The sequence below is a fragment of the Cupriavidus sp. DB3 genome (assembly GCF_020418465.1).
Lineage (GTDB): Bacteria > Pseudomonadota > Gammaproteobacteria > Burkholderiales > Burkholderiaceae > Cupriavidus > Cupriavidus cauae.
Genome location: NZ_JAIZPL010000007.1, coordinates 127,730 through 142,348, shown reverse-complemented (window position 1 = coordinate 142,348; position 14,619 = coordinate 127,730). Strand labels below are relative to the sequence as shown.

Sequence of the window (14,619 nt, the reverse complement as noted above, 5' to 3'; positions counted from 1 at the left end):
CCCTGCTGTTCCTGCTGTTCCTGTAGTTCCTGCGTTGCCGGCGCCGCGATGCGCCTGACCCTGTGCGCCTTCGTGGCGGGTTGCTGGCTGGTGCAGCAGCTGCCGGCGCTGCCTTCCGCGGGCACCAGCATGACCGCGGGGCTGGCTTCGTTCGGCGTGGTGCTCGTGCTGTCGCCGCTTGCCGGACGACACCGCCGAACGGTGCCGGCGCGCCCGCGTTCTTCCTCCCTTGTCTTCCATGCCCGCTGGCTGGCCACCGTGCTGGTGACCGCGCTCGCCGCGCTGACCGCTGGCGCGGCATGGACGGCCTGGCGCGCCGAGCGCCGGCTGTCCCAACGGCTCGCCGCCGAGCTCGAAGGCGTGACGCTGTCGCTGACCGGCGTGGTGTCCAGCTTGCCGACCGGCAACGGCGAGGGCCTGCGGTTCAACCTGAGCGTCGACGGCAAGCGGCCGGCGGGCTTGCCGGCGCTGCTGTCGCTCGGCTGGCAACAGGCGCCGCCCGCTCTGCTGCCCGGCACGCGGCTGGCGCTGACCGTGCGGCTGAAGCGGCCGCACGGGCTCGCCAACCCGCATGGCTTCGACTACGAATACTGGCTGCTGCAGCGAGGCATCGGCGCGACCGGCTACGTGCTGGCGGCCGGCCCGGCATCGCCGGTGGCGCTGCGGCCCGCCTGGCGCATTGCACGCTGGCGCGCGCGGATGCGGGCGCGAATGCTGGCGGCGATGCCGGCCGATGCGCCGTTCGCCGGCGTGCTGGTGGCGCTGGCGATCGGCGACCAAAGCAATATTGCCGCCGAGCAGTGGCGCTGGTTCACGCGCACCGGCATCGGCCATCTGGTCAGCATCTCGGGACTGCACATCACGATGATTTCCGGACTGGCCGCCGCGCTGGCGCGGGCACTGTGGCGGCGCTCGTTCGGCCTGGCCAGATGGATGCGCAGGCCGCTGCCGTTGCGCTGTCCGGCGCAGCGTGCGGCGGCGGTGGTGGCGACGGTGTCGGCCCTGGCCTATGGGTTGCTGGCCGGCATGGAAGTCCCGGCGCAGCGCACCGTGGCGATGGTCGCCGTGGCCGCCCTGGCGCTGTGGTGGCAGCGTCGGCCGCCGGCCTCGCTGGTGCTGGCCTGGGCTGCCGCGGTGGCACTCGCGCTCGATCCCTGGGCGGTGCGGGCGGCGGGGTTCTGGCTGTCGTTCGGCGCGGTGGCGGCGATCTTTCTGGCGGCGTCGCAGCGCACCGTCGCCGCAGCCGGGCCCGGGCCGCCACCGCCTTCGCTCTGGCAGGCGCGCTGGCATGGCCTGCGCCGGCATCTGGCGGAAGGCGTGCGCACGCAATGGGCCGTGACCGTCGGACTGCTGCCGCCGACGCTGCTGTTGTTCCAGCAGGTGTCGGTGGTGTCGCCGCTGGCCAATGCGCTGGCGATTCCGGTCGTCAGCCTGCTGGTGACGCCGCTGGCCCTTAGCGCGGCGCTGCTGGCGGCGTGGCCCGCGGACTGGCCGCTCGGCGGCGCCATCGCGATGGCGGCCACGCTGCTGCTGACGGTGGCGCATCAGGCGATGGCATGGCTGGGGGCCGTGCTGGTCCGGCTATCGGCGCCGAACTGGGCCGTCTGGCAGGCGGCACGGCCCGATACCATCGAGCTCGCCTTCGCGCTGCTTGGCACGGCGGTGCTGCTCGCCCCGCGCGCCTTTGGCTGGGGCTGGCGCGTGCATGGCCTGGTGCTGCTGATTCCGATGCTGTCGAGCGGCCGTGCACCGCTGCCCGCCGCGGCGTTCCGCGCCACGGCACTCGATGTCGGGCAGGGCGCGGCGGTGCTGATCGAAACCCGCAGCCACCGGCTGCTGTACGACACCGGGCCGGCCTATGGCCCGACCAACGGTTCGGCCAGCGGTTCGGCCAGAGGTTCGGACAGAGGTTCGGACAGAGGTTCGGACAGAGGTTGGGACAGAGGTTCGGACAGACGTTCGGACAGAGGTTCGGTCAACGGCCCGGCTGACGCGGCGCGGCCCAGCGCCGGCGAACGCGTGGTGGTGCCGTTCCTGCGCGCGGTCGGCATCCATTCGCTCGATGCGCTGGTGATCAGCCACGAGGACGCCGACCATGCCGGCGGCGCACGCGACGTGATGGCGGCGCTGCCGGTCCGGCGCATGTGGGCGGCGTTGCCGCGCGGCCATCCGCTATGGCGCTTGCCGGCCGGTGTCGGCCCGGATGTCAGCGAGGTGTGTGCGGCGGGTATCGCCTGGCAATGGGACGGCGTGCGCTTCGAGCTGCTGCATCCGCTGCCGGGACAGGGCGACGACGCCACGATCGGCAGCAATGCGCGCAGCTGCGTGCTGCGGATCTCGAGCCCGTACGCCACGATGCTGCTGACCGGCGATATCGATCGCGCCGCCGAACGGGCGATGGTGGCGCGCCTGCCGCCCGATGCGCTGCGTGCCGACCTGCTGCTGGTGCCGCACCATGGCAGCCGCACCTCGTCCAGCGACGAATGGCTCGATGCGGTGCAGCCCACCGCCGCGGTGTTCCAGCTCGGCTATCGCAACCGCTACCGGCATCCGCATGCACAGGTATGGGCGCGCTATGGGCGCCGCGGGATTGCGCGCTATCGCAGCGATCGCACGGGCGCGGTAGAAGTCGTCGCGGATCGCGGCGGCATCGCGATCGCGTCGTTCCGGCAGCAGGCGCGGCGCTACTGGCGGCCGGCGCCGGACGCGCCGGAATGAGAGGTGGGTTCCTGTTGAGGATTTATTGGCCGCGGTTGGCAGTAGCTGATGCGCCGCTGCGCCGCTGCGCCGATGCGCCGATGCGCCGCTGCGCCGCTGCGCCGCTGCGCCGATGCGCAAGCACCGGCTAATCCTTGGCCGCGCGGCGCGCCGCCGGCCTTTGGGCCGATCTTGTGGCCGATTTGGCCGCCGATTTCCCCGTGGACTTCCCAGCAGGCCGCGCGTTGCGGCGCGCCTTGCCGCGCGGCAGCGCCTCCAGCGCATGGCTCGGCTCGGCGCTGGCGATGCGCCGTTCGCGCAGATGGGCCTTGGCCCGTTGCAGCCGGCCCGCCATCGTATCGGCCCGCGCCAGCGCGACGCCCGCGGCCAGCACATCGCCGAGCACCAGATGGCTGATGCGCGAGGTCATCGGCGTATAGACCTCGCTGTCCTCCTCGACATCGGAGAACACGCAGACGTCGGCCAGCGCGGCCAGCGGCGAGCCGCTGTGCGTCAGCGCCAGCACGCTGGCGCCCGCGCTGCGCGCCAGCGTGGCGGCGGTCAGCATGTCCCAGGTACGGCCGCTGTTGGACACCAGTACCGCGACATCGCCCGGCGCCAGCAGCGCCGCGGACATGCTGAACACATGCGGATCCGAATACGCGACGGTCGGCATGCCGAGGCGGAAGAACTTGTGCTGGATATCGAGGGCGACGATGCCGGAGTTGCCGCAGCCGTAGAACTCGATGCGGCGCGCGCCGGCCAGCAGCGCGATGCCGTGCTCGATCTGGTCGGCCGACAGTGCGTTGCGCACCGACATCAGGGTCGCGATGGTGCGGTCGAACACCTTGCCCGCGATATCGGCCGGCTGGTCCTGCGGATTGACGTCCTGATGCACGAAGGGCGTACCGGCACCGACGGTCTGCGCGAACTGCAGCTTGAACTCGCGAAAGCCGTCGTAGCCCAGCGCCGCGCAGAAGCGCGCGATGGTTGGCTGCGACACGCCCGCACGGCGCGCCAGCTCCGGCATCGACAGCCGGATCACGCTGGCGCCGTGGCGCGCGACGTAGTCGGCGAGGCGCCGTTCGGAGGGGCGAAGGGAGTCGTAGACGGCGAGGATGCGATCGCGCATGAGGGCGGCAAGGGTCGGATTGGATCGTTGTATGTAGAGATTCTACTTCGCGGGCCGAATGATCGGGCCGATCGCCGTTCGCCGCAGTCGGGAATAACCCTGAGGTTCGGCGATGGAAAGGCCATTTTCCAAGGGGATTTCCCGCATTGTCGGCACATTGGCGCGAATCGGGGCTTCTGGAACCGACCTGTCTTCCGGTAGAATGTAGAAATTCTACACAAAACGACCCCGCCGGGATGGACCCCAGCTCCCGGTTCATCGACTGCCCATCTTCCCGTTCGCCTCTCCATACCGCATGTCACAGACTCTCGATCCCGCGGTGCGCGACGTCACCGAGCGCATCGTCGAACGCAGCCGCGCCAGCCGTGCCGCCTACCTGGAACGCTGTGCCCGCGCGCAGCGCGACCAGGGGCCGGCGCAGGGACTGTCCTGTGCCAATCTGGCCCACGGCTACGCCGCGCTGCCGGCCGCCGACAAGCTGAAGCTGCGCGTCGAACATGCGCTCAATCTCGGCATCGTCACCGCGTACAACGACATGCTGTCGGCGCACCAGCCCTATGAGCGCTATCCCGCGCTGATTCGCGCGGCTGCGCGCGAAGTGGGGGCGGTGGCCCAGGTCGCCGGCGGCGTGCCGGCGATGTGCGACGGCATCACGCAAGGCAATCCCGGCATGGAGCTGTCGCTGTTCTCGCGCGATGCGATCGCGATGGGCACGGCGATCGCGCTGTCGCACAACACCTTCGACGCGGTGGTGATGCTCGGCGTCTGCGACAAGATCGTGCCGGGGCTGGTGATGGGCGCGCTGCAGTTCGGCCATCTGCCGGTGGTGATGGTGCCGGCCGGACCGATGGCCAGCGGCCTGCCCAACAAGGAGAAGGCGCGCGTGCGCCAGCTCTATGCGACCGGCCAGGTCGGCCGCGACGCGCTGCTCGAGGCCGAGTGCCAGGCCTATCACGGCGCGGGTACCTGCACCTTCTATGGCACCGCCAACAGCAATCAGCTGCTGATGGAAATCATGGGCCTGCATCTGCCGGGCGCGGCCTTCGTGCCGCCCGAGGGCGGCCTGCGCGATGCGCTGACGGCCGCCGCGGCACAGCGCGCGCTGGCGCTGTCGGCGCGGGGCGACGGCTATCTGCCGATCTGCCGCATCGTCGACGAACGCGCGGTGGTCAACGGCATCGTCGGGCTGCTGGCGACCGGCGGCTCGACCAACCACACCATTCATCTGGTGGCGATGGCGCGCGCCGCCGGCATCGTGATCGACTGGGACGACTTCGACCGGTTGTCGCGCGTGACGCCGCTGCTGGCGCGCGTCTATCCGAACGGCGCGGCCGACGTCAATCACTTCCATGCGGCGGGGGGCGTCGGCTTCGTGATTCGCCAGTTGCTGAACGCCGGACTGCTGCATGAGGACGTCGAGACCGTGGCCGGCCCGGGGCTGGCGCGCTATGCGCAGGAGCCGGTGCTGCACGACGGCGCGTTGCAGTGGCGCGAAGCCCCGGCGCAAAGCGGCGACGCGCAGGTGCTCGCGCCGATCGACGCGCCGTTCGATCCGGAAGGCGGGTTGCGGCTGATGTCCGGCAATCTTGGTCGCGGCGTGATCAAGGTGTCGGCGGTCGCGCCGGAGCACCGGATCGTCGAGGCGCCGGCGCGCGTGTTCGATTCGCAGCAGGCGCTGCAGGACGCGTTCACGCGCGGCGAGCTCGATCGCGACGTGATCGTCGTGGTGCGTTTCCAGGGCCCGAACGCCAACGGCATGCCCGAGCTGCATCGGCTGACGCCGCCGCTGGGCGCGCTGCAGGATGCCGGCCATCGCGTCGCGCTGGTGACCGACGGCCGCATGTCGGGCGCCTCGGGCAAGGTGCCGGCGGTGATCCACGTCGGACCGGAAGCGAGCGCCGGCGGTCCGCTGGCGCGCGTGCGCGACGGCGACCGGCTGCGCGTCGACGCGGTCGCCGGCACGCTGGCGTGGCTCGGCGACCCGGCCGAGTTTGCGGCCCGCGCGCCTGCTGCACCGCCGCAGGACGCGTTCGCCGACTACAGCCTGGGGCGCGGCCTGTTCGGGCTGTTCCGCCGCCACGCGCGCGGCGCGGAGCAGGGCGGCAGCGCGCTGGACCTCAGCGAGGCCGATGCGATGGCGGCGCCGGCACCGCGCGCACTATAGTCGTGCTGTAGGGCGTACTTTCGGCAGGCGATCCGGCAACCGATACGGCAACCGATACGGCAACCGATACGGCAGGCGACACGCAACCCCGGACCGAACCCCGGACCAATCAATCCTCAAGCCGGCCGGACCCCGCGTCCGGCCTCGACCGCACGCGCGCGAACCCGCCGCCGCGCGGTCAGACCAACAAGGGCGGCTTCGACCGTCCGATCCTGATCGATGGAGCAGACATGATCTATATCCTGATGGGCGTCTCCGGCAGCGGCAAGACCACGGTCGGCTCGCTGCTGGCGCAGGCCCTGCACTGCGGCTTCCATGACGCCGACGAATTCCACAGCGCCGCCAACAAGGCCAAGATGGCCGCCGGCATTCCGCTGACCGACGAGGACCGCTGGCCCTGGCTGGACGCGATGCGCGCCGCCATCGACCAGGCCCGCGCCGAGGGCCGCCCGCACGTCTTCACCTGCTCCGCGCTGCGCCAGATCTATCGCGACCGCCTGACGCCGCCCGACGGCGGGGTCAGCTTCATCTACCTGAAGGGCGATATCGACGTGCTGCGCACGCGCCTGGCCGGCCGCAGCGGGCATTTCTTCGATCCCAAGCTGCTGCAGAGCCAGCTCGATACGCTCGAGGAGCCGCGCGACGCGCTGGTGCTCGATATCCGCAAGCCCCCGGAGGAACTGGTGCGCCAGATCCTGGCCGAGCGTCCGCCCGTCCGCGGCAGCCAGCCCGTGCACTGAAATGGTGTGCGGGGCGGCGTCCCCGCGCCATTGCGTGGCGCCACGCCGCGCCAACACGCCGTTCGCGGCCCGTCTTCCATTGGCAGGCATCTTGCTTGAATGTCTGCCAAGGCACTTGGCCTCCTTCTCGGGGGCGGCGGCCGGACGTATGCTGTAGAAGTCAACGATGCGCGGCGGCCGGTCGGGCGCCCGGTACTGGGGGAGGGCATCATGGCGGCGCGGTTTTTCGATGAAATGCTGGACTGGCGCGGCGATGCGCCCCCGAACATCGCCGCCGGGCAGGCGTTGTCGCCGGACGCGATCCGGCCGCACTACCGCCAGTTCGCCGACTGGCTGGCGCGCCAGTCGGGCGCGACCATGGCCAACAAGCGTGCCGAGGCCGACCTGGTGTTCCGGCGCGTGGGCATCACCTTCGCCGTCTATGGCGACAAGGACGAGGCCAACAGCGGCACCGAGCGCACCATCCCCTTCGACGTGATTCCGCGCATCTTCCCGGCCGGCGAATGGGCGCTGCTGGAGAAGGGCCTGCGCCAGCGCGTCGCCGCGCTGAACCGCTTCATCCACGACATCTATCACGGCCAGGACATCATCCGCGCCGGCGTGATCCCGCCCGAGCAGGTCTACGACAACGCGCAATACCGGCCCGAGATGCTGGGCATCGACGTGCCGCGCGACATCTATGCGCATGTCGCGGGCATCGACGTGGTGCGCGCGGGAGAGGGCGAGTTCTATGTGCTCGAGGACAATCTGCGGGTGCCTTCAGGGGTCTCCTACATGCTCGAGAACCGCAAGATGATGATGCGCTTGTTCCCCGAGCTGTTCGCGCGCAACCGCGTCGCGCCGGTGGCCCACTATCCCGACCTGCTGCTCGACATGCTGCGCAGCGTGTCGCCGCAGGGCGTGGCCGATCCGACCGTGGTGGTGCTGACGCCGGGCATGTACAACTCCGCCTACTTCGAGCACGCGTTCCTCGCGCAGCAGATGGGCATCGAACTGGTCGAGGGCAGCGACCTGTTCGTGCAGGACGACCATCTGTACATGCGCACCACGCAGGGGCCGCAGCGCGTCGACGTGATCTACCGCCGCGTCGACGACGACTTTCTCGATCCGCTGGTGTTCCGGCCCGATTCGACGCTGGGCGCGGCCGGCCTGCTGGCGGTCTATCGCGCCGGCAATGTCACGGTCTGCAATGCGATCGGCACCGGCGTCGCCGACGACAAGTCGATCTATCCCTATGTGCCCGAGATGATCCGCTTCTATCTGGGCGAGGAACCTCTGCTGGCCAACGTGCCGACCTGGATGTGCCGGCGCCCGGACGACCTGCAGTACGTGCTCGACCATATGGACGAGCTGGTGGTCAAGGAAACGCACGGGGCCGGCGGCTACGGCATGCTGGTCGGGCCGGCGGCGACGCGCGCCGAGATCGACGCCTTCCGCGAGGTGGTCAAGGCGCGGCCGGATCAGTACATCGCGCAGCCGACGCTGGCGCTGTCGACCTGTCCGACCTATGTGGAGGCCGGCATCGCGCCGCGCCATATCGATCTGCGGCCGTTCGTGCTGTCGGGCAAGGAGGTGCGCATGGTGCCGGGCGGGCTGACGCGCGTCGCGCTGCGCGAGGGGTCGCTGGTGGTCAATTCCTCGCAGGGCGGCGGCACCAAGGACACCTGGGTGCTGGAGCGCTGAGCCGACGAACCTTCGAGCCATCGAGCCTTCAAGCCTTCGCACCTTTCCGCAGCCATTGCCGACCCCGCGATCTTCCGACCGGACCACGGAGAGCCATCATGCTGAGCCGCACCGCCGACCACCTGTTCTGGATGGCGCGCTACACCGAGCGCGCCGAGAACACCGCGCGCATGCTCGACGTCAATTACCAGACCTCGCTGCTGCCCCAATCGCTCGAGGTGGCCGAGCAGGGCTGGTGGGCGATGCTCGATATCTCCGAGCTGACGCACGCGTTCGACCACAAGTACGGCCTGCTGTCGCGCGAGGACGTGATCGACTTCATGGTGCGCGACATGACCAACCCGTCGTCGATCATGAGCTGCCTGCGCGCGGCGCGCGAGAACGCGCGGGCCGTGCGCGGTTCGTTGACGACCGAGGTGTGGGAGACGCTGAACACCACCTGGCTGGACGTGCAGCGGATGATCTCGGACGGCGTGCTGCGCGACGATCCGTCGCAATTCTTCGAATGGGTCAAGTTCCGCTCGCACCTGGCGCGCGGCGTGCAGTTCGGCACCATGCTCAAGGACGACGCCTTCCACTTCATGCGGCTGGGCACCTTCCTGGAGCGCGCCGACAACACCGCGCGGATCCTCGACGTCAAGTTCCAGGCCACCGGCAGCGAGAACGGCGGCACCGAACGGACCGAGCAGGACTTCTATCACTGGGCCGCGGTGCTGCGCTCGGTGTCGGGCTTCGAGGTCTACCGCAAGATCTACCGCACGGTGATCACGCCGGTGCGCGTCGCCGAACTGCTGATCCTGCGGCCCGACATGCCGCGCTCGCTGGTGTCGAGCATGGACGAGGTGGTGGCGATCCTGGCGCTGGTGCGCAACCAGCAGTCGGCCGAGACCGAGCGGCAGGCTGGTAAACTGCATGCCGACCTCAAATACGCGCGCATCGACGACATCTTCGCGGTCGGACTGCACGCTTTCCTGACCAGCTTCCTGGAACGCATCGGCGATCTGGGCAGCGGCATCAGCCGGGACTTCCTGGTGCCGCCGCTGGCAGCCTGACCGATGGATTCGCCCACCGACGCGCCAGGCGTACCTGCCGGGCGGATCTGGCGGCGCAGCGCAACATGACCGTGAAATACCAGATCCACCATCGCACCGTTTACCGCTATGCCGAGCCGGTGATCCGCAGCGTTCACGAGCTGCGGCTGGCGCCGCGCTCCGGCCCGCTGCAGCGCGTGCACCAGTGGCAGCTGTCGGTGCCGGGCAATCTGTCCGAGGCGCTCGACGGCTTCGGCAATATCGTCCATCAGTTCACGCTGGCGCGGCCGGCCGACACCATCACGATCGCCGCGAGCGGCGAGGTCGAGATCACGCCGGCCTCCGATGCCGACGGCTGCTTCAGCGACGCGCCGCCGCCGGGGGAGGCGCGCGTGTCGCCGCTGTACTTCCGCAGCGGCACGCCGCTGACCAGCGCGCCCGACGAGCTGAGGACGTTCGCCGCCCCGTATCTGGCCGCCGGCCATGATCCCGCCGCGCTGCTGGCGCTGGCCCAGGGCATCGGCGAGCGCGTGCGCTACCAGCCCAATGCCACCGATGTCGGCACCAGCGCCGCCGAGGCCTTCGCGCTAGGCGCGGGCGTGTGCCAGGACCAGGCGCAGGTGATGGTGGCCGCCTGCCGCGCCTTCGGCATTCCGGCGCGCTATGTCAGCGGCTATTTCCACGACCCCGCGGCCACCGAGCTGGCCAGCCACGCCTGGGCCGACCTGTGTGTCGATACCGGGCGCGAGCGCTGGTGCAGCATCGACGTGACGCACGGCTGCTTCACCGATACCCGCCATATCCGCCTCGCGGTGGGGCGCGACTACCGCTCGGCGGCGCCGATCCGCGGCGTGCGCGAGGGCGGCGGCACCGAATCGCTGTCGGTGCAGATCCTGATCGAGCCGGCCTGAGTCCTGCATTGCGCCGCAGCGTGCCGCTACGTGCGGCTACGTGTCGCCGTGGGGCCCGGGGTCGCCGCGGGTCGCCACGGCTCGCTGTGGGGCCGATAAGGGGCCGATAAGGGGCCGTGACAGGGGACGCCCGGCGAGGGCGCTAGAATGCCGGGATGCTCCCCGCGCGTTCCGCCGCGCGCCATGTCACCACAATAAGACAACACCATGACGTACTGTGTAGCCATGCGGCTCGATGCCGGCCTGGTATTCCTGTCCGACTCGCGCACCAATGCGGGCGTCGACGCGATCTCGACGGCCCGCAAGATGACGGTGTTCGAGGAGCCCGGCGACCGCGTCATGGTGCTGATGACCGCCGGCAATCTCGCCATCAGCCAGTCGATCCGCCAGATCCTGATGGAAAGCCGCGACAGCAAACGCTCGCTGTGGACCGCGCGCGATATGTTCGAGGCCGCCTCGATCGTCGGCGACGCGGTGCGCCAGGTGCACCGCCGCGATGCCGATGCGCTGCGCGATGCCGGCATCGAGTTCAACGTCAGCCTGATCTTCGGCGGCCAGATCGGCCGCGAGCGGGTGCGGTTGTTCAATGTCTATGCGGCCGGCAATTTCGTCGAGGCGACGCCGGAGAACTGCTACTTCCAGATTGGCGAGGCCAAGTACGGCAAGCCGATCATCGACCGCGTGGTGCATCCTTCGTTGCCGCTGGCCGAAGGGGCCAAGTGCGCGCTGATCTCGATGGACTCGACGCTCAAGTCCAATATCTCGGTGGGCCTGCCGCTGGACCTGCTGGTCTACGAAGCCGATTCGCTGCACGTCACGCGCTTTGCCACCATCGACGACCGCAATCCGTATTTCTGCATGATCCGCGAGACCTGGGGCCAGCGCCTGCGCCAGGTGTTCGGCGAGATCGACAACCCGGAATGGGACGCCGCCGCGCCGGCCCAGCATCCGCTGACGCGGCAGGGCGAGGGCGACCGCTGGGGGCAGCCGGTGCGGGCCCGGCGCGAGCGTCCGCGCGAACCGCAGTGAACGGGGCGGCGAGGGCTCGCGCGAGGCCGGGTCCGCCGCCGAAACGGCACGCGAGCGGACAGTCCGGCACGCCGATTCCGCCCGTCCATCCGGCCTCGCTCATGTATAATCCCGATTTCCCCGGCAAGCTCGGTTTATGACCAAATTCGTCTTCGTCACCGGTGGCGTCGTCTCTTCCCTCGGCAAGGGCATCGCTGCCGCCTCGCTCGCGGCTATTCTCGAGTCGCGCGGCCTCAAAGTCACCCTCCTCAAGCTCGATCCCTACATCAACGTCGATCCCGGCACGATGAGCCCCTTCCAGCATGGCGAAGTATTCGTCACGGAAGACGGCGCGGAGACCGACCTGGATCTTGGCCACTACGAGCGCTTCGTCTCGGCCAAGATGCGCAAGTCGAACAACTTCACCACGGGCCAGATCTACGAATCGGTGATCCGCAAGGAGCGGCGCGGCGAATACCTGGGCAAGACCGTGCAGGTGATTCCGCATATCACCAACGAGATCCAGGCCTTCATCGAGAAGGGCGCGGCCGCCTCGCACGAAGGCAAGGCCGACGTGGCGCTGGTCGAGATCGGCGGAACCGTCGGCGATATCGAATCGCTGCCGTTCCTCGAGGCCGCCCGCCAGATGAGCCTGCGCATGGGCCGCAACCACGCGGCCTTCGTCCATCTGACGCTGGTGCCGTTCATCGCCAGCGCCGGCGAGCTCAAGACCAAGCCCACCCAGCACTCGGTGCAGAAGCTGCGCGAGATCGGCATCTCGCCGACGGCGCTGCTGTGCCGCGCCGACCGTCCGATTCCGGACGACGAGCGCGCCAAGATCTCGCTGTTCGCCAATATCCCGCAGGAAGCGGTGATCTCGGTGTGGGACGTCGACAGCATCTACAAGATCCCCCAGATGCTCAACGAGCAGGGCCTGGACCGGCTGATCTGCGAGGAGCTGCGCCTGGATCCGAAGCCGGCCGATCTGTCGATGTGGCAGAAGCTGGTCAACGCGCAGGAAAACCCCGAACACGAAGTGACGATCGGCATGGTCGGCAAGTACGTCGATCTGACCGAGTCGTACAAGTCGCTGATCGAGGCGCTGCGCCACGCGGGCATGCATACCGCGACCCGCGTCAATATCGAATACATCGATTCCGAGGAACTGGAATCGGGCCATCTCGAAGTGCTCAAGCCCCTGGACGCGATCCTGGTGCCGGGCGGCTTCGGCAAGCGCGGCACCGAGGGCAAGATCCGCGCGATCCAGTACGCGCGCGAGAACAAGGTGCCGTACCTGGGCATCTGCCTGGGCATGCAGCTGGCGGTGATCGAGTTCGCCCGCCATGTGGCCGGCATGCGCGATGCCAATTCGACCGAGTTCAGCCTCGAGACCGAACACCCGGTGGTCGCCTTGATCACCGAATGGGTTGACCGCGACGGCAAGGTCGAGCAGCGCTCGGCCGATTCGGACCTGGGCGGCACCATGCGCCTGGGCGCGCAGCGCGTGCCGGTCAAGCCGGACACCAAGGCGGCGCAGATCTACGGTGCCGAGGTCAACGAGCGGCATCGCCACCGCTACGAGGTCAACAATCACTACGTGCCGCAGCTGGAGCAGGCCGGCATGGTGATTTCGGCCCGCACCCCGACCGAGAACCTGCCCGAGATGATGGAACTGCCGGCCCAACTGCATCCGTGGTTCGTCGGCGTGCAGTTCCACCCGGAATTCACCTCGACGCCGCGCGAAGGCCATCCGCTGTTCAAGGCCTACGTGGAAGCGGCGCTGGCCGGCCAACAGCGGCGCAAGGGCGCCTGAAGCGGCCGATAGCAGGAGAGCAAGATGAAATTGTGTGGATTCGATGTCGGCCTGAACCAGCCGTTTTTCCTGATCGCCGGTCCCTGCGTGATCGAGTCGGAGCAGATGGCGCTCGATACCGCGGGCGCGCTGAAGACGATCACCAGCGAACTGGGCATCCCCTTCATCTACAAGTCGTCGTTCGACAAGGCGAACCGCTCGTCGGGCAAGTCCTTCCGCGGACTGGGCATGGAGAAGGGGCTGGAGATCCTGGCCACGGTCAAGCGCGAGATCGGCGTGCCGGTGCTGACCGACATCCACGAGATCGACGAGATCGCGCCGGTGGCCGCGGTGGTCGACGTGCTGCAGACGCCGGCTTTCCTGTGCCGGCAGACCGATTTCATCCGCGCCTGCGCGCAGAGCGGCAAGCCGGTCAATATCAAGAAGGGCCAGTTCCTGGCCCCGGGCGACATGAAGAACGTCATCGACAAGGCCCGCGACGCCGCGCGCGAAGCCGGCCTGCCCGAGGACAGCTTCATGGCCTGCGAGCGCGGCGTGTCGTTCGGCTATAACAACCTGGTATCCGACATGCGCTCGCTGGCGATCATGCGCGAGACCGGCGCGCCGGTGGTGTTCGACGCGACCCACTCGGTGCAGCTGCCGGGCGGGCAGGGCACCAGCTCGGGCGGCCAGCGCGAGTTCGTGCCGGTGCTGGCGCGCGCCGCGGTGGCGGTCGGCATCGCGGGCCTCTTCATGGAGACCCACCCCGATCCGAGCAAGGCGATGTCGGACGGTCCCAATGCCGTGCCGCTGTCGCGCATGCGAGAACTGCTGGTCGTGCTGAAGGATCTGGACGCGCTGACCAAGCGCGCCGGCTTCCTCGAAGACAATTTCGGCTGGCCGGCCTGCGCCTGAGCGCGCAGCGCCAACCGTCAATCGTTCAATCGTTCAATCGTTCAATCGTCAGCTGCAACGGCCCTCGCGCCGATCACCGATTCCGCACGTTGCCGCCGTCATCGGGCGGCAACGTTGACAACCATAAGATTCATCCTGGAGATACGCATGGCCGCCGGCTACATCATCGCCTACGTCGACGTCACCGATCCGCAGCAGTACGAGCAGTACAAGGTCCTGTCCAGCAAGGCCATGCAGGAGCATGGCGCCGAGGTGCTGGTGCGCGGCGGCCGCACGGTCCCGCTCGAAGGCGAATGGGCGCCCACCCGCGTGGTGCTGCTGAAGTTCCCCAGCGTCGAGGCGGCCCAGGCGTTCCATGACGGCGAGACCTATCGCGCGGCCCGCAAGGCGCGCGAGCATGCGGCCCGGATGAACATGATCGTGGTCGAGGGCGTTTGAGCCTCGACCGGGGCGTTGCCTGACGCGGGTCTCCACGCGGAGCGCCTGGCGCGCGGTGCAACGCCGTACCAGACGCAGTGCATCGACATACCGAGCTTCACCAGATCT

11 protein-coding genes are annotated in these 14,619 nt (G+C 69.0%); 10 read left to right on the top strand and 1 reads right to left on the bottom strand.

Annotated elements, in window-relative coordinates:
- The first annotated feature begins 48 nt into the window (after positions 1-48).
- Positions 49-2,718, top strand: coding sequence for a DNA internalization-related competence protein ComEC/Rec2 (locus K7G19_RS21610; RefSeq protein WP_226109108.1), 2,670 nt, complete (start codon positions 49-51; stop codon positions 2,716-2,718).
- A gap of 127 nt (positions 2,719-2,845) precedes the next feature.
- Here the strand turns inward: K7G19_RS21610 and K7G19_RS21605 are convergent, their stop codons facing one another.
- Positions 2,846-3,829, bottom strand: a complete 984-nt coding sequence (locus tag K7G19_RS21605) for a MurR/RpiR family transcriptional regulator (RefSeq protein WP_226109107.1) — start codon at positions 3,827-3,829, stop codon at positions 2,846-2,848.
- 295 nt (positions 3,830-4,124) lie between these two features.
- On the opposite strand from K7G19_RS21605, the gene edd reads away from it, so the two are divergent.
- The 9 genes from edd to K7G19_RS21560 all read left to right on the top strand — a co-directional run bounded on the left by edd (position 4,125) and on the right by K7G19_RS21560 (position 14,511).
- Complete coding sequence (gene edd, locus K7G19_RS21600) at positions 4,125-5,993, top strand: phosphogluconate dehydratase (protein WP_149319296.1); 1,869 nt, start codon at positions 4,125-4,127, stop codon at positions 5,991-5,993.
- Between the two features lie 230 nt (positions 5,994-6,223).
- Complete coding sequence (locus K7G19_RS21595) at positions 6,224-6,733, top strand: gluconokinase (protein WP_149319295.1); 510 nt, start codon at positions 6,224-6,226, stop codon at positions 6,731-6,733.
- Between the two features lie 210 nt (positions 6,734-6,943).
- Positions 6,944-8,416 carry a circularly permuted type 2 ATP-grasp protein gene (locus K7G19_RS21590; protein ID WP_226109106.1) on the top strand — a complete coding sequence of 491 codons (1,473 nt, stop codon included), beginning with the start codon at positions 6,944-6,946 and terminating at the stop codon, positions 8,414-8,416.
- Positions 8,417-8,514: 98 nt separating this feature from the next.
- Positions 8,515-9,468, top strand: coding sequence for an alpha-E domain-containing protein (locus tag K7G19_RS21585; protein WP_150081839.1), 954 nt, complete (start codon positions 8,515-8,517; stop codon positions 9,466-9,468).
- Between the two features lie 71 nt (positions 9,469-9,539).
- A complete protein-coding gene (locus K7G19_RS21580; RefSeq protein ID WP_187829265.1) occupies positions 9,540-10,358 on the top strand; it encodes a transglutaminase family protein in 819 nt (272 codons plus the stop codon).
- A gap of 207 nt (positions 10,359-10,565) precedes the next feature.
- Positions 10,566-11,387 (top strand): peptidase, encoded by an 822-nt coding sequence (locus K7G19_RS21575; protein ID WP_149319291.1) that lies wholly within the window; start codon positions 10,566-10,568, stop codon positions 11,385-11,387.
- A gap of 136 nt (positions 11,388-11,523) precedes the next feature.
- A complete protein-coding gene (locus K7G19_RS21570; protein WP_149319290.1) occupies positions 11,524-13,179 on the top strand; it encodes a CTP synthase in 1,656 nt (551 codons plus the stop codon).
- A gap of 24 nt (positions 13,180-13,203) precedes the next feature.
- A complete protein-coding gene (kdsA, locus tag K7G19_RS21565; RefSeq protein WP_226109105.1) occupies positions 13,204-14,073 on the top strand; it encodes a 3-deoxy-8-phosphooctulonate synthase in 870 nt (289 codons plus the stop codon).
- 147 nt (positions 14,074-14,220) lie between these two features.
- Entirely contained in the window at positions 14,221-14,511 is a 291-nt protein-coding gene (locus tag K7G19_RS21560) for a DUF1330 domain-containing protein (RefSeq protein WP_006576078.1), read from the top strand.
- Positions 14,512-14,619 lie beyond the last annotated feature (108 nt).

Excerpts from the sequence above, each read along its gene's own strand:
- K7G19_RS21610 (WP_226109108.1), top strand. The coding sequence starts at position 49 with ATGCGCCTGACCCTGTGCGCCTTCGTGGCGGGTTGCTGGCTGGTGCAG.
- K7G19_RS21605 (WP_226109107.1), bottom strand. The coding sequence starts at position 3,829 with ATGCGCGATCGCATCCTCGCCGTCTACGACTCCCTTCGCCCCTCCGAA.
- edd (WP_149319296.1), top strand. The coding sequence starts at position 4,125 with ATGTCACAGACTCTCGATCCCGCGGTGCGCGACGTCACCGAGCGCATC.
- K7G19_RS21595 (WP_149319295.1), top strand. The coding sequence starts at position 6,224 with ATGATCTATATCCTGATGGGCGTCTCCGGCAGCGGCAAGACCACGGTC.
- K7G19_RS21590 (WP_226109106.1), top strand. The coding sequence starts at position 6,944 with ATGGCGGCGCGGTTTTTCGATGAAATGCTGGACTGGCGCGGCGATGCG.
- K7G19_RS21585 (WP_150081839.1), top strand. The coding sequence starts at position 8,515 with ATGCTGAGCCGCACCGCCGACCACCTGTTCTGGATGGCGCGCTACACC.
- K7G19_RS21575 (WP_149319291.1), top strand. The coding sequence starts at position 10,566 with ATGACGTACTGTGTAGCCATGCGGCTCGATGCCGGCCTGGTATTCCTG.
- K7G19_RS21570 (WP_149319290.1), top strand. The coding sequence starts at position 11,524 with ATGACCAAATTCGTCTTCGTCACCGGTGGCGTCGTCTCTTCCCTCGGC.
- kdsA (WP_226109105.1), top strand. The coding sequence starts at position 13,204 with ATGAAATTGTGTGGATTCGATGTCGGCCTGAACCAGCCGTTTTTCCTG.
- K7G19_RS21560 (WP_006576078.1), top strand. The coding sequence starts at position 14,221 with ATGGCCGCCGGCTACATCATCGCCTACGTCGACGTCACCGATCCGCAG.